Here is a 21,065-nt window from a genome sequence, read left to right on the forward strand (position 1 = left end):
CGAACCCCTGTCAGTCGAGTTTCTTGTTCACGTCCACCAGCAACGCGGCGATCTCTTTGCGGCGCCCGGCGTCCGCACTTTCCCTGCCCGGACGGGGAGCGGCCTGCTGGGCTTTTTGCAGCGCTGCCCTGGCTTCAGCGTAGCGTTTCTGACGGTAGAGGTGGTCGCCCCAGAAGTACAGGCTGTCGATGCCGTCGGGGTTGAGTTGCAAAGCCTGTTTGAGCAGTTGTTCGGCTTTGTCGCTGTCGCCGAAACCGATCGGCCAGCCCGGTACCCGGTCGTACAGCGCGGCCAGGCTGGTGTAGGCTGAACCTTGCAGCGCCTTGGGATCGAGGGTCAGGGATTTTTCCAGATCGGCCTTGGCGTCCTTGGCTTTGCCCAGGGCCCCAAGTCCGCCCTCGGCACCGGCCCAACTGCTGGTGACGATGCCTTTCCAGATCCAGGCCTCGGCGACGGCCGGACGTTCCGTGGCGAAGTGCGTTGCCTGGACGGCCAACTGTTCAAATGCAGCGGCGCGCTGTTTTTCCGGTGTTTCGTACTGGATGTGCGCCCAGCTCTGCTGGATGCTGTTGAGGCGTTGCTGATCGGCGGCGTCCATCGCCAAAGCTGATTGACTTAGGGCGCCCAGCAGCAGGCATGCGAAGAGTCTTTTCATGGTTTTGGCGTCTCGTTCTCGGGTTTTTCACTCAGGCGACGGATCAACGGCAATTGCTTGCGCAGACCGCGATCCACCAGATTGGGCAGCAGGCTGTTGAGGCGTACGAAAAAGCGCTCCGGCCAGCCCAGATAGAGGTCGCGGCGATCACCGGCAATCGCATGGATCACGGCGGCGGCGACGGCCTGCGGATCGTCGACGCTGGCTTTGAGTGCATCGTTCAATGCCTGCGCAGCGGCACTGTTCATGCTGGTGCGGGTGGCGCGCGGTGCGACATACAGCACGCCGACCCGGGTGTCCGCCAGTTCCCGGCGCAAGGCCTCGGAAAATCCGCGCAAGGCAAACTTGGTTGCGCAATAACTGGCATAACCGGGATAGCCGATTGAACCGTAGGTAGAGCCGACATTGACCACCATGGCGCTGTCGGCCTGCTTGAGCAGCGGTAGCAACAGTTTGGTCAGGCAGATCGGCGCACTGATGTTCACCGCCAGCATGGCGTTGATGTCGCTGTCGTCGAGCTGTTCCAGCATTGCGAAGTGATTGACCCCGGCGGCGTTGATCAGCAGGTTGATGCCGCCGATGGCCTCGGCGGCGGCCAGCACCTTGCGCCGGTCGCTGAGGAATGTCAGGTCGGCAGCGACCCAGCACAGATTCTGTGGGTAAAGATCGAGCAACGGGCGCAGCGATTCCTGATGTCGCGCCACCGCCAGGACTTGCGCACCGGCGGCGCACAGGGCACGAGTGATGGCCAGTCCGATGCCGCCGCTGGCACCGGTCAGCACCACACGGGCTTCATGCAGCTGCATGTTGAACCTCCGCGTCACGGGGCAGGCTTCGGAACATGTCGGTGTAGAGCCGATAGACGACTTTCGAGGCATGAATCACCGCCGCCTGATCGGCCGGATCTTCCAGCTGATTCATCAACCGGCGATAGGTGTGCATGTGCTCGATGTCGAGCGAACCGTGGGAGCTGAGATAACTGAACGCCGTTTCGGGCAGCGCCAGTCGTTCGCGAATGCTGCCTGCCGCGTGTGTGGCCAAAGCGATGCTGGTGCCTTCAAGCACATTCACCATGCCGAACAATCCCACCGGGTTGCCCCGGGCGATCAGGTCGTAGAGGAAACTGACCATCAGCTCGATCGGCAACGAAGGCTGACCGTCCCGGACCGCGTCACGATCACCGCCACAAGCGGCGATGTCGTCGAGTACCCATTGCTCATGACCGTATTCGTCCTCGATGTATTCGCACACGGCTTTGCGCAGCCATTCCAGTTGCGTCGGCAGTCGCGCACCACAGGCCATCATCAGCGGTACGGTGTGACGCACGTGGTAGTAGGCCTGGGCGAGAAACGCGCGATAGCTTTCAAGACTGACCTTGCCTTGCAGCGCATCGAGGATGATCGGCAAATTGAACAACTCGTGGCGTTCCTGTTGTGTGGCTTCTTGCAGGGTGTCGAAAAAACTCATGGTGCCGACTCCTCGGAAAGGACTGATTCAGTGAGCAAGGTGCGGTACTGCGCGACGATCGCATCGCGGCGCGGGCGGCCGTTGGCGGTGAGCAGGCCATTGGCGGCGGTGAAGGGTTGGTTGAGGCGCGTCCAGTGATTCACTTGGGCGTAATCGGGCAATACCTCGTTGGCAGCGGCGATGGCGGCTTCCAGTTGTGCATCGGTGCAATCAGGGCGATGTGGCCAGAGCAGGGCGTGGTTGTGCGGCAAGGCCTCGCCATACACAAAGGCCTGAGCGATGTGATGGCGCTGGGTCAGTTCGGACTCGACCCATTCCGGGTTGACGTTGCGCCCGAAGCTGGTGACGAACTGATGCTTCTTGCGGCCCTTGAGGTAGAGAAAACCCTCCGGATCGAATTCGCCCAGATCACCGCTGGGCCACCATTCATCACTGAATGCCGGTTCGCCCAGGTAGCCGATCAGTGTCGAGCCCTTGATCAACACCTCTCCGTCTTCGGCAAGGCGTACGTCGACATGGGGCAGGGGCCGCCCGACACTGCCCGGACGCCGAGCCCCGGGCCGGTTGAGGCAGACCACCGATGCGCACTCGGACAGGCCGTAGCCTTCGTAGACCGGCAGGCCGACCCGTTGCGCGCGGTGCAGCAGATCCTCGGAAACCCGTGCGCCACCAACGGCGGCAAAACGCAGCGATTGCGGATCGAAGGCTTTCTGTTCGGCAGCGCTGACCAACAGCAAAAGCAATTGCGGCACCAGGATCAGACTCTCGGGCGCCCGGTGGGCCAGGCAGCCGAGCAAGCGCGGCAGGTCGACGCCGCTGGCGCCCTGGATGCCCAGGATTTTCTGGCTCGGCACGCTCAGCGTCGCCCCGGCGTACAGGGCCGCATAACAGCCAAGGTTTTCCAGCAGGATCGCCAGTGGCAGCAACGCCACGTGATGTTGAGGGGCTGTGGGTTTGCTGGATTCTTCCAGCTCCCGAGCGACCCGCAGCAGACTGTCCGCGCTCAGGCACACGCCCTTCGGTGTACCGGTGGTGCCGGAAGTAAACGTCAGTTTGGCAGTGCCGGCCGGCAGGCGGTCGGGCCCTTCAAAGGCGCGGCACCAGAATTCACCGCGTTGTTCATAACCGGCGGCCAGCAATTCTGGCTCCAACTCCGGTTCGGCGATCACTCGCTCGGCCTGGCTTTGCTCAAGGCAATGGGCACGTTGTGCCGGACTGAAGAACGGTGGCAGGGTCACGCACGTCAAGCCTTCAAACAACGCCGCCAGATCCCAGAGTATGGCTTCGACGCCGTTGTCCAGCGCCAGGGCGATAACCTTCACGTTTTCATCGCGCAAGCGCTGCTGGCGGTACATCACCTCGGCGTACAGCGTCGTGTAGCTGATTTTCAGCGTGTCGCCCCACAACGCCAGGGCGTTGTCATTGCGCCCTGCATGGCTGCGCAGGGTTTCCTGAAATCGTTGACGTTCAAGCGACATGGCAGGCTCCCTCAACGGATGTCGGCAATCCCAGCCGGCTGAACAGACCGATGTTGCGCAGATGGATGAAACCGGAGCGGATATTGCCCACGTGCACCCAGGGTTTGCTTTCGTAGTAACTGCCCCAGTGGTGACGGTCATCGCCCAGACGCTCCGGGTCAGCGGCGCACAGCGTTACCGGTTTCAGACCCAGGCGATGGAAGCTGTTGACCAGTCCGATATTGCCGGTGAAGGTCACCCATTCCAGACCCCCCATGGCCAACAGGTAAGTGATGGCAATGATGCTCAGGCGTGCGCTGCCGGTGTCGTTGGCGGCAAGGTTGCCGACTTCGACAATGCCGCTGCGCTCCACCGGACGGTCGGCCGCCGCGCTGATCAAGGGCTCGATCGGCTCATCCAGGTAACGTTCGAGAAACAGCGATTCAAGATGCGCGCGGCGTACGCCGGCCACCGCGCACAGTTCGCCGGAGTCGTTGTGCACGCCAAACAGTTCGGGCATGAAATGACGAATATCGGCGCCATGAGCCTTGTGAAAGCGCTGTTGAATGAACGCTTCGAACGATGCCCGCTGAGCGTCGCCCGGCAGCGAGCTGGACAGTCGCATAAGTGTTTCGGCATGGCCGAAGTGCAGGGGCAGGGGGATATTCCAGTCAGAATCGGGCATGGGCTGAAGGCCTCCCTCAAAGGATTTGAGAGGAGTATCCGGGCCATTTCTTAACGAAGTCTGAAGGTGAAAAAAGGTTAACGAAACCGTTGATCTTCAGACTGTCTTAAGACTTTCAGGGCAGGGTAACGCCGTCGGTTCGCCCGGCAACCGGATCGAAACGGCCGAACGAGTCGGCCGTCGCTCACAACAATCACGAGGCACCTATGACCCACGACATGGCCGCACCCCGTTATGGAAAACTGTCGATCACATTGCACTGGCTGATGCTGGCGTTGTTCGTCGGCGTATACGCTTGCGTTGAAATCAAAGTCTTCATGCCCAAAGGCAGCGAAGCGCGAGGCCTGTTAATGGGGTTGCACGGGGTGTTTGGCGCGAGCATCTTCGTCATGGTGTGGGTCCGCCTTCTCGGACGCCTGTCGCCGCGTCCACCGATTACCCCGAAACCTCCTGCCTGGCAGACCGCAATCGCTCACCTGATGCACTTGGCCCTGTATGTGCTGATGATCGTCACACCGGTGCTGGCCTGGCTGATGCTCGCCGTCGGCGACAAACCCTTTCCGTACTTCGGCTTTCATTTACCGGCGCCGGTGGCGGTCGATCCGGACATGGCCAAACAGATCAAGTATTGGCATGAACTGCTGGGTAGTACGGGCTATTGGCTGATCGGCCTGCACGCGGCGGCGGGACTGTTTCATCACTATTGGGTGCGGGACAACACGCTGCTGCGCATGCTGCCGTCGCGTCAGCGGTGAGTTCGGTGTTGAGTTAAGTGTTCAAGAAGTGAGGACATTTTCATAACGTTTCGGTCAGCGGTTTGACCGTATGGATTGAGCTAACTACGCTGCCCTTCATGGAAGTGTCATCTCGCACGACAAGGAGTGTCGGTTATGCGCGCAGCCGTTCGTTCGCCTTTTATTCTGGGCCTGTTCCTGCCCCTGGCATTCAGCGCCATGGCGGCCCAGCCACCCCTCGATCCGCTGGAAACCCTGAACCGCATCAACCGCAACTACAACACCCTCAAGGATGCCTGTCAGGAGCCCGACACCGGTGCTGCTCGCGGGCTCTATTATTGCAGCGGGGTGACGTTGCGCATGGTCAACGACGGGCCGTTCAACCCGTGGGACTACAGCCCTTACGCGATCAAGATCGGTGCGACGTCCTACTCGTGGATCCGCAAGGATCTGAGCACCCGGATTCTCATTCACCCGGCCGGTTTCATCCTGCGCAATCCCACTGATGCGGCGGCGCTGCAATTGCCGGTCAAGGAGCAAGGCTTCACCTGTATCTACGCCTTCGATGGCGGCACCGGGCCCGAGCGCAAGTGGTATGGCTGCGGCTTTTTCGACAGTCGCGAACCGCCGCGCGCCGCTCAGGGAACGATGAACAACAAGAACGCCGCGCTGGCCTACGGCACTTGCGCGGAAGCCGGCGTGACCACCGCCGAGCAGTGGACCAACAAGTACACCGGGTTGATGAAAGGGCCGATCCAGTACGGCCAGTGTTCCTGGAACGCGGAAAAGCCCAGCGACTGGAATGCGATGATCCGCGTCCACGAATCGCGGGTGAACACCACCAACAAAGACCCCTTCGCCTTCAGTGCGCAGGTCAACGAATTCATGTTGAAGAACGCTTCGTCGACTAACGACGGCAGCGAGAATATGAAGTACATCGACGCCTTCATCTACAACGTCAACAGCACGCAGAACTTCGCCACCCGCGGCGATCAGGCGCCGCCGAAACCGGAAAACGGCTTGAACAGCGCGCGCAACTTCCAGAAGAAACTCCAGGCTCAGGGGTACAGCGTGCCGGTCCTGCGACTGGACTTCACCAAACCGCCGGAGCAGCGTTTCAGCTACGTTGCGGCGGATCAGGCGATTGATCTGACAGGCGCTGGCAACGGGCAAACCACGCCGGCTCCGGTGCCTCGCTACATTGCCTCGGCCAACTGGGTCGAACGTCACGACCCCGGCACGGGCAAGAAGGAGTGGACCCTGAACGTCACGCCCACCGCTCAGGGCAAAGCGATTCAGGCCAGCGATCAGGAGGCTCTGTACAAGGAATTGTTCGCGCTGCGCGGTGCCGACAGCCAGTGGCGCGACAACGAAAAATCCGCCGGCAGCATGCGTCAGCAACTGAGCTGCCTGGTGCAGAACTACCCCGGCAAGACCGAGTGGAATCTGGAGCCGTTTCGTCCCGTGGTCACCCCTCAGGAAGCGGCGAAAGCCGGTTGCAATCCGCTGCCGGTGAAGGCGCCGCAATACATCGCTTCCGCCGATTGGGTCAAACGTTACGACCCGGGCACCCGTCAGGACGAATGGACCTTGAGCATCGTGCCGACAGCCGCCGGACGTGCCTTGCCCAACGAACAGATCGACGCCTTGTACCAGCAGTTGTTCGCCCTTCGGGGTGCCGATGGCAACTGGCGCGACAACGAAAAATCCGTCGGCAGCATGCGCCAGCAATTGAACTGCGTACTGGTGAATTACCGCGCCAAGACGCCATGGAATCTTGAACCCTTCCGGCCTGCGCTCTCGGACAACGAGACACGCTCGGCAGGTTGCAACCCGGTTTCGCGTTAAGCCCGCCCGATGCAGCAGGACGTCGCATCGGGTTGAGCAGGGAAGGTCAGAAGCACCATCAGGGAGAAACACGTCATGAAAGAGCGCTGGAACAGGATCGTCCCGTTACTCGCGGTTCCATTGTTTCTGCACGCGACCTCGGCCAGTGCCGAGTCCTGTGAAGAAACCCTCAAACGCGTTGAAAGCTTGTACAACAAAACTGTTGCCAGTTGCGGAGGAGATCCGGCGTCGGACTGCTCGGGTCTGTTGATCCGGGGCACGCACCGGGCCGACCCGGCGAAAGGGCAGAAGTGGGATGTGTGGAACCCAAGCCCCAAAGCGGTCGAACTGGGCACGTTTGCCGCCTCCTACATGCGGGCTGATGGTATCAGCTACGAAGACCCCGGCATGAGCACCCAGAACGGGTACATCATCACCCCGGTCGATATGGTGCGCGATCCGGAAAATCCGGTGCATGTTTACTGCGCATTTCCCAACGATGCCTGGACCGATTTTCGCGACGATCGCGGCTGCGGCAACAACAAGAACACCAGCCCGACCGAAGCGGTCTGCCAGGCCATGGCGCCGCCGATCACCAACGTCAACGCGTGGGTCGCGCACTTCACCAAGTTCAACAACAACCGCCAGCAGGATCAGCTGCAATGCGGCTTCAACATGCGCAACCCGATGAGCAGCCAGGATCGGGTCAACGCGTTCCAGAACTTCATGGGCGCCCGGCGCGTCATCAACACCCGTGAGTTTCAGACCCAGACTGAGCTGCGCCTGGGCAATCCGAAGACCGATGAATTGCCGATCCTGGCGTTTTTCTACAGCGATTCCCGGGGCTTGAACGATGCGCTGGCCAACCAGCGCGATTACAAGAACAAGACCGGCAAGGACCGCAACATCGTCAAGATCGACTTCCCGAGAACCCCGACCGCCAAGGCCACGTTTTCATGCATGCAGACGGCAGCACCACCGGCGCAACAGTTCTGCGAGAAGTACATCGAGTCCAGCACCTGGGTTCAGCGTGACGACCCTAAACTCGGGCCGAAAACCTGGTCTCTGGAAGTCGTGCCGACCGCCTGCGGTCGCGCGATCAAGGACGACCAGACCGACCGCATGTTTGCCGAGCTGTACAACAAACACAAAAACGACGAGCAATGGCGCCAGTACAGCGTCAACGGCGGGTCATTGCGCCGGCAGCTGGTTTGTCATCTGGCAGCAACGTTTGATGGCAAGCCTGTGAGGAACAAGCCGGAGTGGAACCTTGAACCGGCGCGGCCGTATGTGGATCAGGCGACGGCGGTGGCGCAGCGGTGTAATCCGTACTGAGTTTTTTTTGCGATGAAGTCCGGTCTGCTGATGCCGTGGGTGTCGGCAGACCGTTCTGTTTTCCGCTGGTCAAACAGCGTATTGACATATCGAATAATCTCGATATTCTCGCGGCATGGACCTGATCGAAGTATTCAAAGCACTCTCAAACCCGGTACGGCTTGAAATCCTGAAAGGCTTGAAGGACCCCGTAAAGAACTTCCCCCCGCAGGACGAGGGCGACGTTCACACGGTGGGCGTGTGTGTGAGCAGTATTCAAGAGGGCATCGGACTCTCGCAGTCAACGGTGTCCGGTTATCTTGCAACGCTGCAGCGCGTGGGCCTGGTTGAAGTCAGGCGCATCGGTCAGTGGACCTACTACAAGCGCAATGAAGCCAACATCAGCGCTTTGGCCGAGGTCATAGGGAAAGAGCTGTAAAAAAATTTACCGCATGATATCGAGATATCTCGATATCCCTTATTGTCGATACGAGGATTCACCATGAAAGCGATGCTGCTTGAATCATTTGGCAACCCGGAATCGTTCACGCTCTGCGACGTGCCCAAACCCGTGCCGGAAGCGGGGCAAGTGTTGGTCCGGGTACACGCCACCTCGATCAATCCATTGGATTATCAAGTCCGACGCGGCGACTATCCCGACCTGGTGCAACTGCCTGCCATCACCGGACATGACGTCTCCGGCGTAGTCGAAGCGGTCGGCCCCGGCGTGACGGCTTTCGCCCCCGGAGACGAAGTCTGGTACACGCCGCAAATCTTCGACGGCCCCGGCAGCTATGCCGAGTACCACGTGGCGTCCGCCAGCATCATCGGCAAAAAGCCTTCCTCGCTGAGCCATCTCGAAGCGGCCAGCCTGAGCCTGGTCGGCGGGACGGCGTGGGAAGCGCTGATCGTGCGGGCGGCGCTCAGAGTGGGGGAGAGCATTCTGATCCACGGCGGCGCGGGAGGCGTCGGACATGTCGCTATTCAGCTCGCCAAGGCGATGGGTGCCAAAGTGTTCACCACTGCGCGCGAAGCAAACGCCGAGTTCGTCCGCCGCATGGGCGCCGATGTGATCATCGACTACGAAAAGGACGACTACGTCGACGCCATCCTGCGAGAAACCAATGGCCTCGGAGTGGACGTGGTATTCGACACCATCGGCGGCGACACACTCTCGCGCAGTCCCGACGCCCTCGCACAACTTGGCCGCGTGGTCTCGATCGTCGACATCGCCAAACCACAAAACCTCGTTCAGGCCTGGGGCAAGAACGCGAGCTATCACTTCGTCTTCACCCGCCAGAACCGCGGCAAGCTCGATGAATTGAGTGCCCTGGTGGAGCGCGGTCAACTGCGACCACATGTTGGCGCGGTGTATTCGCTTGCGGAGATTCCGCTGGCCCATGCTCGGTTGGAAAGTCCCAATAACGGTCTTCAAGGGAAGATTGCGATTGCGGTCGAGCCGGGGCTTCGGGCAGGTTCTGTGGGGGATGCGTCATGATTTATGAGATCGCTTTGTTGCCTGTTCACGCAGAACGTGTTGATGAGTTCCGGCGTGCATTTGCCGAGGTCGCGCCTTTGCTCCGCCGCGCGAATGGGTATGGCGGGCATATGCTTGCGCAGGGGATTGAAACGCCGGAGCGGTTCAATTTGATCGTGCGGTGGGAATCGCTTGAGGCTCATGCGGAGTTTGAGGCGGGGGAGGATCACAGGGTCTTTATGTTGGGGCTGGAGGAGTATTTTTCGGAGGAGCCGCAGGTTTATCACATTGAGGGGGCGGGTTTTAGTGCGGGTGAAGGTGATGGGGGGCTTTGGCCCGGAAACTGAAACAGGAGCCCTTCAGAAAAAGGGAGCAGATTCACTACCTGAATCTGCTCCCTTTTTTGTTCGTTAAGCTCAACCGTTGGCGTTTGCTCTCTTTTCCGCCGTCACGATGCAAGCCTTGTAGAAATTGGAATGGAAATCGCTGATCGCTTTCTGCTGCAAGCTCTCGCTTGAGTATTGAGGAATCTCGTACGCCTCGCGGATCAACGACTTGAACACCTCACCCACGTACTCGTTCTGCTTACCTGCCGCTTCGGCCAATTCCAACACCGAAGCCATGGGCACGCCTTGCTGCCTGGTTTTCATGACCTGTTTGGCCGAGTTTTCTATTCGTTGGCACTCTTCGAGCTCTTCCTGCGGTACGGGAGAGGCAAGAGCGGAAAAACTGATGGCGAAGGTTACTGCTGCTGCCAGACATTGTTTGTACACGATGTGTCGTCCCTGGTTTTGAGGCTGAACCTTATCATTCGTGGCTCGGCGCCACCATTGCAGGAAGGGAGAAAGAGCGCCAAGTGCTGGCACGCGGCCACGCCTTGCGTCCCCCGATTTCCGCTGTCACCCTTCGGCCCGTTCTTCAAGGATCAGAAGAAGGAATCAAGGATTGAGTGGCTACATTCCCAACCCGCCTAAAAACTATCGCAACAAAGGAACCGACCCCGTCGATATTCATGCCCAGCGTTGGGCGGAATACGAGAAACACGGGAAGGAACCTGCATCGGCTCGTGAAAAAATCGGCGTTGCCCTGCGGATCGGAGTGTTCTTCGATGGTACGGGGAATAATGCCAATAATGCTGCGGCCGGGCTTTTGTGTGGTGCTCATCATCCGATTGCGGCTCAAGATATCGATGCGAGTTGCAAGCCGTATATGAGTGATCCGGATAGTAGTTATGGCAATGATGTCAGCAATATCAAAAAGCTGAGTGAGCTGTATGACACGCCTGAGGCAGCCGAAGGTGAGGGCACGCGAAAACGTGCTTTTCGCATGGTGTATGTCGAAGGGATCGGCACCCTTTCAGGTGAAAAAGACAGCACCTTGGGAGCTGGTACTGGGCGTGGCGAAACCGGAGTTGCCGGTCGTGTTCAATCTTCGTTCGTATTGATCAAGCAGCGGATCAAGGAGGCGCTGGACGAAAATCCGGGCTGTGAAATTGTCTCCCTGACATTCGACACCTTCGGCTTCAGCCGTGGTGCGGCAGCCGCTCGGCATTTTGCAAATGAAGTCGTGCGCGGCAAACAGGGTCCTTTAGGAGAGATCCTTCGAAATAACGCAGCTTCCTTGAGTTCGACTTTCAGCGATCAATATAAAAGCGATATCAATATGGGATTTATAGGCCTGTTCGATACCGTTCCTTCCATTGCTGGCTGGTCCAATTTGGGCAACATCAAAAGCCCCGTTGCAACAGGTATCAAGCTTTATCTGGATCAACGCTATTTCACTGATGTCCTCCAATTGGTCGCGCGTGATGAGTGCAGGGGAAATTTCGCCCTCAGCTGTGTAACGCCAGATCACCAGGAGATTATTTTGCCCGGTGTTCATTCCGATATTGGTGGGGGCTACCTCGAGGAAGCGGATGAGTGCGTACTCGTCAGCCCGATGCAGACGCTTGAGGTGTCGCTTAACACTGATGTCGTAACCACCTCGATTTATCAAGATGCTTTAACTGTGAAAAATCAGTGGCTCGCCAATGGCTGGCCTTCAGAAATGCTGGAAATCGTCACGCCACCGCCACTCCTTATGCCGAATAGTCCACAGGATCGATCTAGTCCACAGATCAAGCGCGTCTATGCCGCCGTTCAGCTCAAACGCCCTGTGAGCGGGATGCTTTCCAGAGTGTGTTTACGCGTGATGCATCAACAGGCGAAAGCCAAGGGAGTTCGCTTCAACGATATTCCTGAGACTCCCGAGTTTTCTATTCCTGCGGAGCTTCAAGCTTTGTGTGATCGTTTTGTCTCTGGCGACTACAGCACCACCCCACAAGAGGAGCAAATCCTCAAACTCAAGTACATTCATACGTCAGCCAACTGGAACCACCCACTTGGCCGAAGGGATGGAAGTGGCGTGAAAGCGGTTTACATCAACGCTCCCACGTCAGATGCAATTCGAGTAAAACACCCGCACGTACCTGACTGGACGCTTTGGTAATGAAGCTACTTGTAACCCTGCTGTGCACACTGCTCACGACCGGTTGTTCCGCAGACCCGCTTTCAGCGAAAAACGACCCAAAATCCCCGTGGTGGGAGCTGGGTTTCACAGAGCCTCACTACATGAAGGTTTGGGTGGAAGATACTTCGGTAGAAGACATCAAAGGAAAAACGTTCCTACGCACCGGCGGGGGATCCGCCTCGGGCGGGCAACCAGAGGATGGCACAGAGTCAGCCCGAGGTTGGCATGGCGTAGGCGGCTCTGCAAAAGCAGTGGTAGGGGCCGATCTTCCCAAGCGTATCTTTGTTCGTTGGCAATCTATTGTGGAGCCTCAGACCTATCGTGTTTGGGTTGATATACCGGAAGAAGCCAGGCAGTTGATGCTGACATCTGTCAACCAGCGATGCGCGAAAACGCCGGAGGAAACGGCGACCTATATTTCTTCAGTTTATCTGGGGTTGGCGCCGGGCGGAGTTGTGCAAGTGTGGGTTAGGGACTCTTGTCATCACCCGGTCAAAGTGGCTAGGGCGCAAGCTGAGATTGAACCGCTGGGTCCAAGCCAAGGCAAAAACCAGGGACGTTACGCCTATCCGGTCAGTGAAAAATCCAAGCGTTATATCGAAAAATTCGGCATTCCTTATGGCAGTTGGTAATTCTTGGAAAACGGGGGTGAGTCGAAGAAGATAGGACGGATCTCTTGATAAATAGATGCGTCCTGTTTTTTGCATGTTTTTTTTGAAACGATCCTTCTACAGTGATCGAATACTGGATGCCACTTTGAAGATAATAAAAGCTACTCGCTTTGATGACGTCGACCACGACCTCGGGTATGAGTATCGTGGTTATAACTATGAAATACAGAGCGAAGAGGACATGTTTCTGATCAGGATTTACGATGACGAACCCGGACAGGCAACGGTAGTGCGCCCGACATCGATGTCTAAAAATAAAAAGCTCAGAACGCTAGTCGAGCTCTTACAATCCGAGCTGGGAGTGTCCAGGGTTTCGCTTTACCAGGGGGATATAGGGTGTTGAACCGAGATCGATCTTGAAAGTTTGACATTCCTTCCCGCCTGAAGCCGGCTGGAGGGATTGCCAAGCGTCTGTAGATACTTCTGGTAAAAATCAGTCAGAAAGTAATTTCGTCCCTGTTTGAAAGGTTGCGAAAAGTTGAAGGCGTCCAGCTGGATCAAACGGAATAACGAAAAAATTTGCAGGTTTATCTCTTGTTGAACATTTCATACACCAATTTAGCCAGCTCCTCTGGTGATGTTGTCTCTTTTCTCAACACTTCATAACCGCGATCTCGCGCAACGATAGCCAGTTTTCCTGAGTCGGAAATTTCAATATATGGCCCGCCAAACTCATCGGCTTCAGTAGTGAGCGGGAAGCTGTTGTACGGATTTCTCTGTTCAATCGCATATTTAAAAAAGCAATCGATTGTTTGTTCAAGCTTCATGGCCAGGTCCTCTTTTTACTTTGTTGGCGTCCGAGAGCAACGTCAGAGAGGAACTTACAGTTCGTCAGCAGTTGATATCAACCGCTGTACTCCCCAACCGCTCCCCATTAACCACCACATGCACCGCATGTATCCCCGCATAGTGCTTCCGCGTAGTGAAATCCTTAATCACCTGCCGCCGCGCAACAACCTCACTCCCAAACCCCGCCAACTCCAACATCTTCAACTTGAAAACCTTGGCCGATGTCCCGCCATTCGCCTTCACATAGTCAATCGCATAATCAATCACCAACCGCTGCTCCACTGGCACAAACGACTTCACCGTAAACGACAAGGTAATCGTCTCCCCAAGCCGCACAATCGCCGGTTCCACCTTCACATCCAGCAACTCAACCTCAGCCTTCGCCCCTGCGCCTATAACTGCTAGCGCCCGCAAATCCCCCTGTTTGATCAAACTCCGCAACGCATGCTTGGCAATCCACGCCGTTTGCTTGTTCTCCAGCGACCACCCCTCAACCGTATCCAGCACCCACTCCGGATGTTCTTTCGTCACGTCATTCAAATGATTCGCCACGGACTTGCGCACATACAAACTCTCATCCGCCTTCAACCGGTCGAGAATCCCGGCAGCCAACAGCGGATCAGCCTGCACCGATTCCAGTCGAAACGACCACGGCAGACGAGGGCGGCTGCCTTCGCTGGCAAGTCTTCGGACGTGGTGGTTTTCGTCTCGGGTCCAGTCGTGCATCAGTTCCAGCGAGCGTTCCAGGTCGCTGCGCAGGAAGTGGCGGATGGCGAATTCGGAGGAGCCGAAGGTGGTGAAGTACTTCAGGGCGTCCATCGATGTATCGAACGCGTGCGTGCCGTAGCTCGCGACGTAGTGCGGAAGGCACATGCTGACGAAGCCGCTGTTCAGGCGTGGGGCAAGTTCGCGTAGTACGTCGAGGGAATCTGCGTAATCCAGCGGGAGCACGTGATGCAGGCTTTCGCTGACGCGGGCCATGCGTTGCATGACGGAGAGATCGGCGAGGCCGTTATGGGCGTGTTTGAGAAATGCTTTGGCCTTGAACGCCGGGTACACGGCGCTCATTTCTGTGGCGATGTGTTGCAGGCGTTCGGCGTTGAAGATTTCTTTGAGGGCCGGGGCGGCGGTTTCGGTTGTGCTCATGGTCAGGTCATCGGGGTGCTGATGAACGCTTGGGTACTTTCGGCGTACGCGGTGTATTGGGCGATGCGCGGGAAGCGATCCGCGTCGATCTGGTCGGGGACGACGAGGCCGGTGAAGCTCCAGGCGACGGCGAGGGTGATGCCGTCCTGTTGGAGGGGGCCGTCGGTGGGCAGCGGGTGTTTTTCGAGTTCGTGTTCGAGGGCGGTGAAGGCGGCGGCGAGTTGGCCTTCGACGCGTTCGACCCACGGCTGGTACTGGATGTCGGTCGGGCGCAGGTTGCGTTCGTAGTAGAGCTGCACGGCTTTTTCGCAGGCGGCGAGACCGAGGCCGATCAGGCGCAGGGCTTTGACCCGTTGCGACAGGTCAGCGGGCAGCAGGGTTTTGCCGGACAGGGATTCGAGGTAGTCGAGGATCAGGGTCGAGTCGATCAGTACTTCGCCGTCATCGAGCACCAAAGTCGGGGCCTTGACCACCGGGTTGATCTGCTGGAAGCGCTCGAAATGGCGAAACACCGATACCGGGTCGTGTTCCAGTTCGACCCCCAGGCATTTGGCGGCAATCGCCACGCGGCGCACGTAAGGGGAGTCCAGCATGCCGATCAGTTTCATGACGCGTTCCTTCAAGTCGAACCGGGGAGGGCATAACGTAGCTGAGGTTGGGGGGATTTGTCAGTCTTTGCGAGGGGGCGGGTTTTGCGGTCTGCGACCGTAACGAATTGCGACAAAGCGCCGCTCGTCCGACGTTTGTCTTCTATATACAGCCGCTCGACTGAATTTCTTGCTATAAACGCACTCCGATGAGCGCTGTGAAGCCTGTGTCAGAGCAGTTTCCGGGCCTTGTCGGACAAATTCCCGGTATTTACAGTTGCTGAGGCCTCAAACGGGCCTTAGACTGCCGCCCCTTCGTAAATTGAGTGCCGGGTGGCGTTTGCAATAAACGATGCCTTTCCGATGACCGCAGGCGGTTCGCCGGAACGCTCCCTAATTCGCCTTAATGCACGTTTTTTATAGAGATATCAATGACAAAGGACAAGTTGCTGGCCATGCCGGCAGATGACTACATGAATGCCGAGCAACACGCTTTCTTTCAAGAGCTGTTGCAGAACATGAAAGTCGAAACCCATGAGCGCATTGAGCAGAACCGTATTGCCATCGAAAGCCTGGACACCCCGGCTGACCCGGCGGACGCCGCATCGGTGGAAGAAGAGCGCACCTGGCTGGTAAACGCGATCGATCGCGACCAGCGCATGCTGCCGCAACTCGAGCAGGCCCTTGAGCGTATCAAGGAAGACAGCTTTGGCTGGTGCGACGACAGCGGCGAGCCGATCGGCCTGAAACGCCTGCTGATCAGCCCGACCACCAAGTACTGCATCGAAGCTCAAGAGCGTCACGAGCAGATCGACAAGCACCAGCGTCAGGCCTGATTCCTGAGGCGACCCCTTCAATGCGGGTCGTCGCGAAAAGATCGCAGCCTTTTGCAGCTCCCCCGGGAACTGCAAAAGGCTGCGATCTTTGCTTTTTCTCGTCTGCCGGAAAGTCCCCGCACGATTCCATTGACCTGCCACAGACCCACGACTAACGGACCATGGATAATGGCGTTGTAGTGGCGTTTAATGCAGTCACAACAATGAGAACAAGCGTGGGGTAACGAAATGACGAGAGATGGATCTCTGGTTGCGGCTCTGCCTGCACCAGTTGTTTTGCCGAAGAATCGCTGGCTGACGCCGACCCTGCAAAGCATCGCCCTGATGCTGTTGCTGGCCGGGATGAGCCTGGGCGAATGGCCCTTGTACGTCGGCATGCCGCTGGCGGTACTGATTGTCTGGCTTCCGCGCCTGCGTTCCCGGGCGGTCCCCGATGCGCAACCTGTCGACAGCAGCAGCGCGATGTCCGAGCTGACTCGCGATCTTTCCTACACCACCAGCCATAACGCGCTGTCAGCTGCCGGCGTGGCATTTTCCGTCAAGGAATTGGCCGGCAAGCTGCAATCGCAACTCGACGCCGCCGCGCAGATCGTCAACAACGCTGAAGTCATGATCGCCACTGAGCAGGCCACTTCGCAGCTCAGCCGCGAGGCATTGGGCGCTGCCAGCGAAGCCCATCACAGCAGCGCAGCGGGGCGCACCGAACTGGTGGATTCGATCTCGCGCATGCATCAACTCAGCCAGCGCGCCAATGCCAGCCGCGAACTGATCGAAGCCTTGAGCCAGCGCAGTGATGACATTCAGCGCGTGACGCTGGTGATTCAATCCATCGCCAGCCAGACCAACCTCCTGGCATTGAACGCCGCCATCGAAGCGGCCCGGGCCGGTGAGCACGGTCGCGGTTTTGCGGTGGTGGCGGATGAAGTGCGCGGTCTGGCGGCCCGTACCGCGACGGCCACCGGCGAAGTGGGCGAGATGGTCGCCGACATCCAGCAACGCACGGCGCAGGTGGTGGAGCAGATTCGTCAGCTCTCCGAGGATTTGCACACGGGTGTCGAGCAGGTCGAACACACCGGTCAGCACCTGGAAAACATCGCGCGACTGGCGGCCGGGGTGGAAACCCAGGTCGGCGAAATCGCCCGAGGCGCAGAAACCAATCGTGAACAGCTCGACAGCCTGTTCACCGCCATCGAGCAGATGCGCAGCGATCTGGCGATCAGCGACCAACAGACCCGGCGCCTGGCCGAGGCGGCCGTGCAGATGGAAGGGCAGGCAGAAACCATCAGCGAACGTCTGGCTGAAGTCGGGCTGGATGACTATCACCAGCGCATCTACGACCTCGCCCGCGAAGGGGCCAGTCAGATTGCCGCGCGGTTCGAGGCCGATGTCGAGCAAGGGCGTATCAGCCTTGAAGACCTGTTCGACCGCCAGTATCAGCCGATTCCCGATACACAACCCGCGAAGTTCCAGACCCGTTTCGATCGCTACACCGATCAGGTGCTGCCGGCCATTCAGGAACCATTGTTGCCGCGCCACGAAGGTCTGGTGTTTGCCATCGCCTGTACGCAGCAGGGTTATGTGCCGACCCACAATCAGGCGTTCAGCCAGCCGCTGACCGGGGATGCACAGGTCGACACCGTCAACAATCGCACCAAACGCAAATTCGCCGACCGCACCGGCATCCGCTGCGGCAGCCATCAGCAACCGGTGTTGTTGCAGACTTACACCCGCGATACCGGCGAGCTGATGCATGATTTGTCGGTGCCGATCATGGTCAAGGGCCGGCATTGGGGCGGGTTGCGTCTGGGCTATAAACCCGAAAATCCGCGCTGAGGTATTGTTGCCGGAACTGCAATTAAGCTGTGCAGCGGCGTCGCTGTTTCCTCTTGATCCAAATCATTAACATGCCTACATAGTTAGGTTGCTAATGAAGTTGGGAGGTCAGCATGCAATGCAGAGTCGATGTCGCGGTGATGATCGGCAGCGGTGTTCCCGCCGGGCTGCGCGCGATGGGGCAAAGTGTCTGCTGGGTGGTGCTGCTCAATGGCGAGCAGCGCGGCACCGCTTTTGCCAGTCGCGACGAAGCCGAGGAGTGCAGGGCGGCGTGGCTCGCGCAATTGGGCGCCAGAGCCGGAGACAGCCTGCACTGATTGAAATCATTTGCCCCGGTGCAGGCGCACGTTAAGTTCATCGACCATCACCGCTTCTTCACCATCAGCACGCAGCCATTCCTTGAGCAATTGCGCCTGCTGCGGGCTCCAGAATTCGGCGTCGATCAGTTTGGTACCGGCTTCCAGCGGATGGGCTTCGATGAAGTCGTCGATCGCCGTTTCCTCCGAAGGCAGCCCTAATTGATCGAACAGGGTTGTCAGGTTGTAAGCAGGCAGTTCCATGGTGTGCTCCTTGAAGGATGGCGGGGTCTGTCACTCTCTTTATCTGAGGTGCTCGCTGGCCAGGAGTTCGATTCGCGATTCCAGTGAACGGGCGAGGGCGCAGGCGGCGTTGTGATTCTCGCGGAAACCTCTGACAAGCCCCGTCGACTTTTCCCTGATATGGAAAAAGCCGTTGCCCGCCGGGATCACCTGAAACAAAGGTGCCTGACCGCAAGACTCGATTGTAGGAACTGTCTCGAACACTGGAGCGTTCAAGGCAAAGGCGGGTTCGTGAGTCACGGCAAAATGCGTCATAGTGCACATATGAAGTCCTTTTCATGGATTGACCCGCATTTACAGGGTGTTGCGGGTAGTCGCGAACAGCATCGCTGCTCTAGAATCGCCAACACCTGTTGACGGCATGGCGCTATCTAAAGCAATTTTTTGCGTGCGATATGTCGGAAAAGTGATTTTCTTGGTGAGTTTTTTCCCTAAAGTTCGTAGTCAGTTTTCTCTGGCCGGCCGTGACGAGTTTTCCTTCAACATTTGGAGAACGTCTTTGCAGGTTTCGCGAGTGGCATTCCAGTAGTCTTGTGCAACTCGCGTTGAATGAGCACTCCGCTCGCTCAGGCGTATATTCGAGTCATCGCGCAACACCTTCGGCCAGGCCGACTTTTTCTGCCGTGCGCGCTTTTCGCGTACGGCACTCTTTTCAAGTGTGGGGATGTTTCTTTGGCAGTCAGTAACCTCGATATGCATGCTTTGTTCGTGCTGGGTGATTTGCGGGCAAAGCTGGTCAAGCAGTTTCAATCGCGTTTTGTTTACATCACCGAGCAGAACGCCGAAGGCATTTACGTTGCCGAGATCGACACCGAAAGTGCATTGGTGGTCGATGACAAACCTGGCCTCAAGCTCAAGGTCGGCGATCATTTCAGCGCATCGGTGCTGCCGAGCCGTGAAGGCGGCAAGATGGACATCCGCTTTCGCGAAATCAAAATGACCGTGTATGGTCTGGGCGACTACGCGTTTGTCACCACGGCCGACGGCCATGCCATCGTGTTCAAGGAAGGCCACAGCGCGGTCACCGTGTTTGCCGCCAACGAGCAGTTGCAGGAAGGCCTGACCAAGACCCTGAAAGCCGTCACCGCCAAAGCCGCCAAGTGGCGCAAGGGCGAACTGGTGACGTTCAAGGCCAGCGAGTGAGCCGCGCCGATTTCCATTTGCAGAACCTCGACAGCGCCCGTGAGGAAGCACGTCGATTGTTCACGGCAAAGGCTGAATTGAAGGGCGCCTGGCTGGGATGGGTCGCCTCGCAGATCTATGCCTTGCAGCCTGCGGAATACGCCAGCATGGTCAGACGCGAGCTGAAGAGCCTGCAGGAAATTTCTGAAAAGTAGCCTTGTCCGTGTCATGCCCCTGAAAAAGCAGGAACCTCGTCTACAGTCAGTTGACTGAGTATTCAGAGGCTTGCGGTCTTCTGTCAGGCCATCCTGCTATTGCTGTGAACAGCACGAGGTGCAAAAGCATGAACGGATTTCGACGGTTGCTGGCCGCTGGCATCACCACCTTCGGCTTGATGACGGCGGTGCCTGCGGTGAGCGCGGCGCAGGCGCCGATCCACTTTGCCGACCTGAACTGGGAAAGCGGAAGCCTGATCACCGATGTCCTGCGCATCATCGTCGAGAAGGGCTACGGCCTGCCGACCGACACCTTGCCGGGCACCACCATCACTCTTGAGACCGCACTGGCCAACAACGACATTCAGGTCATCGGCGAAGAATGGGCCGGACGCAGTCCGGTGTGGGTCAAGGCCGAGGCCGAAGGCAAGGTCGCCAGCCTGGGCGACACGGTCAAAGGCGCCACCGAAGGCTGGTGGGTACCGGAATACGTGATCAAGGGCGACCCGGCCAAGGGCATCAAGCCACTGGCGCCGGACCTGCGCAGTGTCAGCGATCTGAAGAAGTACAAGGACGTGTTCAAGGACCCGGAAACCCCGAGCAAGGGCCGGTTCCTCAACAGCCCGATCGGCTGGACGTCAGAGGTGGTGAACAAGCAGAAGCTCACGGCTTATGGCTTGCAGGACGATTTCGTCAATTTCCGCAGCGGCTCCGGTGCGGCACTCGATGCCGAAATCAGCTCATCGATCCGTCGGGGCAAACCGGTGCTGTTCTATTATTGGTCGCCGACGCCTTTGCTCGGCAAGTTCAAACTGGTTCAACTGGAAGAACCGCCGTTCGATGCCGAGGCCTGGAAGACCCTGACCGACGCCGATAATCCCAATCCGAAACCGACCCGTTCATTGGCCTCGAAGCTGTCGATCGGGGTGTCCACACCGTTCCAGAAGCAGTATCCGCAGATTGCCGAGTTCTTCAGCAAGGTCGATTTTCCGATTGATGACCTGAACAAGGCGCTGGCCGAAATGAGCGAGAAACACACGGCGCCCCGGGACGCAGCGGTGGCGTTCATGAAGGCGCATCCGGATGTGTGGCAGGCGTGGTTGCCGAAGGACGTGGCGCAGAAGGTCCAGGTAGGTTTGTAGC

General features: G+C 58.2%; 25 protein-coding genes. 14 read left to right on the forward strand and 11 right to left on the reverse strand.

Annotation, left to right across the window (positions count from 1 at the left end):
* Window positions 1-10: 10 nt before the first annotated feature.
* The 5 genes from CAF90_RS01100 to CAF90_RS01120 are packed head-to-tail and all read right to left on the reverse strand — an operon-like array spanning window position 11 to window position 4,264.
* On the reverse strand, window positions 11-655 hold the full coding sequence (locus tag CAF90_RS01100) for a tetratricopeptide repeat protein (protein WP_085602869.1): 645 nt from the start codon (window positions 653-655) through the stop codon (window positions 11-13).
* A complete protein-coding gene (locus tag CAF90_RS01105; protein WP_085602871.1) occupies window positions 652-1,461 on the reverse strand; it encodes an SDR family oxidoreductase in 810 nt (269 codons plus the stop codon). Before CAF90_RS01105 ends, CAF90_RS01100 begins: the two co-directional genes overlap by 4 nt.
* A complete protein-coding gene (locus tag CAF90_RS01110) occupies window positions 1,448-2,122 on the reverse strand; it encodes a TenA family transcriptional regulator (protein ID WP_085602873.1) in 675 nt (224 codons plus the stop codon). Before CAF90_RS01110 ends, CAF90_RS01105 begins: the two co-directional genes overlap by 14 nt.
* Window positions 2,119-3,600, reverse strand: a complete 1,482-nt coding sequence (locus CAF90_RS01115) for an AMP-binding protein (protein ID WP_085602875.1) — start codon at window positions 3,598-3,600, stop codon at window positions 2,119-2,121. The genes CAF90_RS01110 and CAF90_RS01115 overlap by 4 nt, the downstream gene beginning before the upstream one ends.
* The gene (locus tag CAF90_RS01120) at window positions 3,590-4,264 is read right to left on the reverse strand and encodes a thermostable hemolysin (RefSeq protein WP_085602876.1); all 675 of its coding nucleotides are present in this window, start codon (window positions 4,262-4,264) and stop codon (window positions 3,590-3,592) included. The genes CAF90_RS01115 and CAF90_RS01120 overlap by 11 nt, the downstream gene beginning before the upstream one ends.
* Before the next feature lie 206 nt (window positions 4,265-4,470).
* On the opposite strand from CAF90_RS01120, the gene CAF90_RS01125 reads away from it, so the two are divergent.
* From CAF90_RS01125 to CAF90_RS01150, 6 genes are all read left to right on the forward strand, one after another.
* Window positions 4,471-5,019 (forward strand): cytochrome b, encoded by a 549-nt coding sequence (locus tag CAF90_RS01125; protein ID WP_085602878.1) that lies wholly within the window; start codon window positions 4,471-4,473, stop codon window positions 5,017-5,019.
* A 135-nt stretch (window positions 5,020-5,154) separates the two neighbouring features.
* Window positions 5,155-6,846, forward strand: a complete 1,692-nt coding sequence (locus CAF90_RS01130; RefSeq protein ID WP_085602880.1) for a DUF2599 domain-containing protein — start codon at window positions 5,155-5,157, stop codon at window positions 6,844-6,846.
* Between the two features lie 75 nt (window positions 6,847-6,921).
* Window positions 6,922-8,160: a DUF2599 domain-containing protein gene (locus tag CAF90_RS01135; protein WP_085602882.1), complete on the forward strand. Its 1,239-nt coding sequence runs from the start codon at window positions 6,922-6,924 to the stop codon at window positions 8,158-8,160.
* A gap of 115 nt (window positions 8,161-8,275) precedes the next feature.
* Complete coding sequence (locus CAF90_RS01140; RefSeq protein WP_007950555.1) at window positions 8,276-8,578, forward strand: helix-turn-helix transcriptional regulator; 303 nt, start codon at window positions 8,276-8,278, stop codon at window positions 8,576-8,578.
* A gap of 63 nt (window positions 8,579-8,641) precedes the next feature.
* Entirely contained in the window at window positions 8,642-9,637 is a 996-nt protein-coding gene (locus CAF90_RS01145) for a zinc-dependent alcohol dehydrogenase family protein (protein WP_085602884.1), read from the forward strand.
* Window positions 9,634-9,963, forward strand: coding sequence for an antibiotic biosynthesis monooxygenase (locus CAF90_RS01150; protein ID WP_085602886.1), 330 nt, complete (start codon window positions 9,634-9,636; stop codon window positions 9,961-9,963). Before CAF90_RS01145 ends, CAF90_RS01150 begins: the two co-directional genes overlap by 4 nt.
* Window positions 9,964-10,032: 69 nt before the next feature.
* Here CAF90_RS01150 and CAF90_RS01155 read toward each other — a convergent pair whose 3' ends face one another.
* Window positions 10,033-10,482, reverse strand: a complete 450-nt coding sequence (locus tag CAF90_RS01155) for a hypothetical protein (RefSeq protein ID WP_256578412.1) — start codon at window positions 10,480-10,482, stop codon at window positions 10,033-10,035.
* Between the two features lie 79 nt (window positions 10,483-10,561).
* Here CAF90_RS01155 and CAF90_RS01160 point away from each other — a divergent pair, with 79 nt between their 5' ends.
* On the forward strand, window positions 10,562-12,103 hold the full coding sequence (locus tag CAF90_RS01160) for a DUF2235 domain-containing protein (protein WP_085602889.1): 1,542 nt from the start codon (window positions 10,562-10,564) through the stop codon (window positions 12,101-12,103).
* Window positions 12,103-12,756 carry a DUF2931 family protein gene (locus tag CAF90_RS01165; RefSeq protein ID WP_085602891.1) on the forward strand — a complete coding sequence of 218 codons (654 nt, stop codon included), beginning with the start codon at window positions 12,103-12,105 and terminating at the stop codon, window positions 12,754-12,756. The genes CAF90_RS01160 and CAF90_RS01165 overlap by 1 nt, the downstream gene beginning before the upstream one ends.
* Window positions 12,757-13,322: 566 nt before the next feature.
* On the opposite strand, the gene CAF90_RS01175 is transcribed toward CAF90_RS01165, so the two are convergent.
* From CAF90_RS01175 to CAF90_RS01185, 3 genes are all read right to left on the reverse strand, one after another.
* Window positions 13,323-13,562, reverse strand: a complete 240-nt coding sequence (locus CAF90_RS01175) for a hypothetical protein (RefSeq protein WP_085602893.1) — start codon at window positions 13,560-13,562, stop codon at window positions 13,323-13,325.
* A gap of 64 nt (window positions 13,563-13,626) precedes the next feature.
* The gene (locus CAF90_RS01180) at window positions 13,627-14,730 is read right to left on the reverse strand and encodes a DNA alkylation repair protein (protein WP_085602896.1); all 1,104 of its coding nucleotides are present in this window, start codon (window positions 14,728-14,730) and stop codon (window positions 13,627-13,629) included.
* Window positions 14,731-14,732: 2 nt separating this feature from the next.
* Window positions 14,733-15,338 carry a glutathione S-transferase gene (locus tag CAF90_RS01185; protein ID WP_085602898.1) on the reverse strand — a complete coding sequence of 202 codons (606 nt, stop codon included), beginning with the start codon at window positions 15,336-15,338 and terminating at the stop codon, window positions 14,733-14,735.
* 410 nt (window positions 15,339-15,748) lie between these two features.
* On the opposite strand from CAF90_RS01185, the gene CAF90_RS01190 reads away from it, so the two are divergent.
* The 3 genes from CAF90_RS01190 (at window position 15,749) to CAF90_RS01200 (ending at window position 18,303) form a co-directional block, all read left to right on the forward strand.
* The gene (locus CAF90_RS01190) at window positions 15,749-16,153 is read left to right on the forward strand and encodes a TraR/DksA C4-type zinc finger protein (RefSeq protein ID WP_039767046.1); all 405 of its coding nucleotides are present in this window, start codon (window positions 15,749-15,751) and stop codon (window positions 16,151-16,153) included.
* Window positions 16,154-16,762: 609 nt separating this feature from the next.
* Window positions 16,763-17,986 carry a methyl-accepting chemotaxis protein gene (locus CAF90_RS01195; RefSeq protein ID WP_371915854.1) on the forward strand — a complete coding sequence of 408 codons (1,224 nt, stop codon included), beginning with the start codon at window positions 16,763-16,765 and terminating at the stop codon, window positions 17,984-17,986.
* A gap of 113 nt (window positions 17,987-18,099) precedes the next feature.
* Window positions 18,100-18,303, forward strand: a complete 204-nt coding sequence (locus tag CAF90_RS01200; protein ID WP_085602902.1) for a hypothetical protein — start codon at window positions 18,100-18,102, stop codon at window positions 18,301-18,303.
* A gap of 6 nt (window positions 18,304-18,309) precedes the next feature.
* On the opposite strand, the gene CAF90_RS01205 is transcribed toward CAF90_RS01200, so the two are convergent.
* Together CAF90_RS01205 and CAF90_RS29645 are read right to left on the reverse strand one after the other, a co-directional pair.
* Window positions 18,310-18,546, reverse strand: a complete 237-nt coding sequence (locus tag CAF90_RS01205) for a DUF2789 family protein (RefSeq protein ID WP_007950543.1) — start codon at window positions 18,544-18,546, stop codon at window positions 18,310-18,312.
* A 39-nt stretch (window positions 18,547-18,585) separates the two neighbouring features.
* Window positions 18,586-18,849, reverse strand: a complete 264-nt coding sequence (locus CAF90_RS29645; RefSeq protein WP_085602904.1) for a hypothetical protein — start codon at window positions 18,847-18,849, stop codon at window positions 18,586-18,588.
* Window positions 18,850-19,257: 408 nt separating this feature from the next.
* Between CAF90_RS29645 and CAF90_RS01215 the strand changes: the two genes are divergently transcribed.
* The 3 genes from CAF90_RS01215 to CAF90_RS01225 all read left to right on the forward strand — a co-directional run bounded on the left by CAF90_RS01215 (window position 19,258) and on the right by CAF90_RS01225 (window position 21,064).
* Window positions 19,258-19,728 carry a hypothetical protein gene (locus tag CAF90_RS01215; protein WP_007950541.1) on the forward strand — a complete coding sequence of 157 codons (471 nt, stop codon included), beginning with the start codon at window positions 19,258-19,260 and terminating at the stop codon, window positions 19,726-19,728.
* Complete coding sequence (locus CAF90_RS01220; protein ID WP_085602906.1) at window positions 19,725-19,922, forward strand: hypothetical protein; 198 nt, start codon at window positions 19,725-19,727, stop codon at window positions 19,920-19,922. Before CAF90_RS01215 ends, CAF90_RS01220 begins: the two co-directional genes overlap by 4 nt.
* Window positions 19,923-20,050: 128 nt before the next feature.
* On the forward strand, window positions 20,051-21,064 hold the full coding sequence (locus CAF90_RS01225) for an ABC transporter substrate-binding protein (protein ID WP_085602908.1): 1,014 nt from the start codon (window positions 20,051-20,053) through the stop codon (window positions 21,062-21,064).
* The last annotated feature ends 1 nt before the right edge of the window (window position 21,065 follow it).

The organism is Pseudomonas sp. B37(2017), from assembly GCF_002112885.1.
GTDB lineage: Bacteria > Pseudomonadota > Gammaproteobacteria > Pseudomonadales > Pseudomonadaceae > Aquipseudomonas > Aquipseudomonas paraglycinae.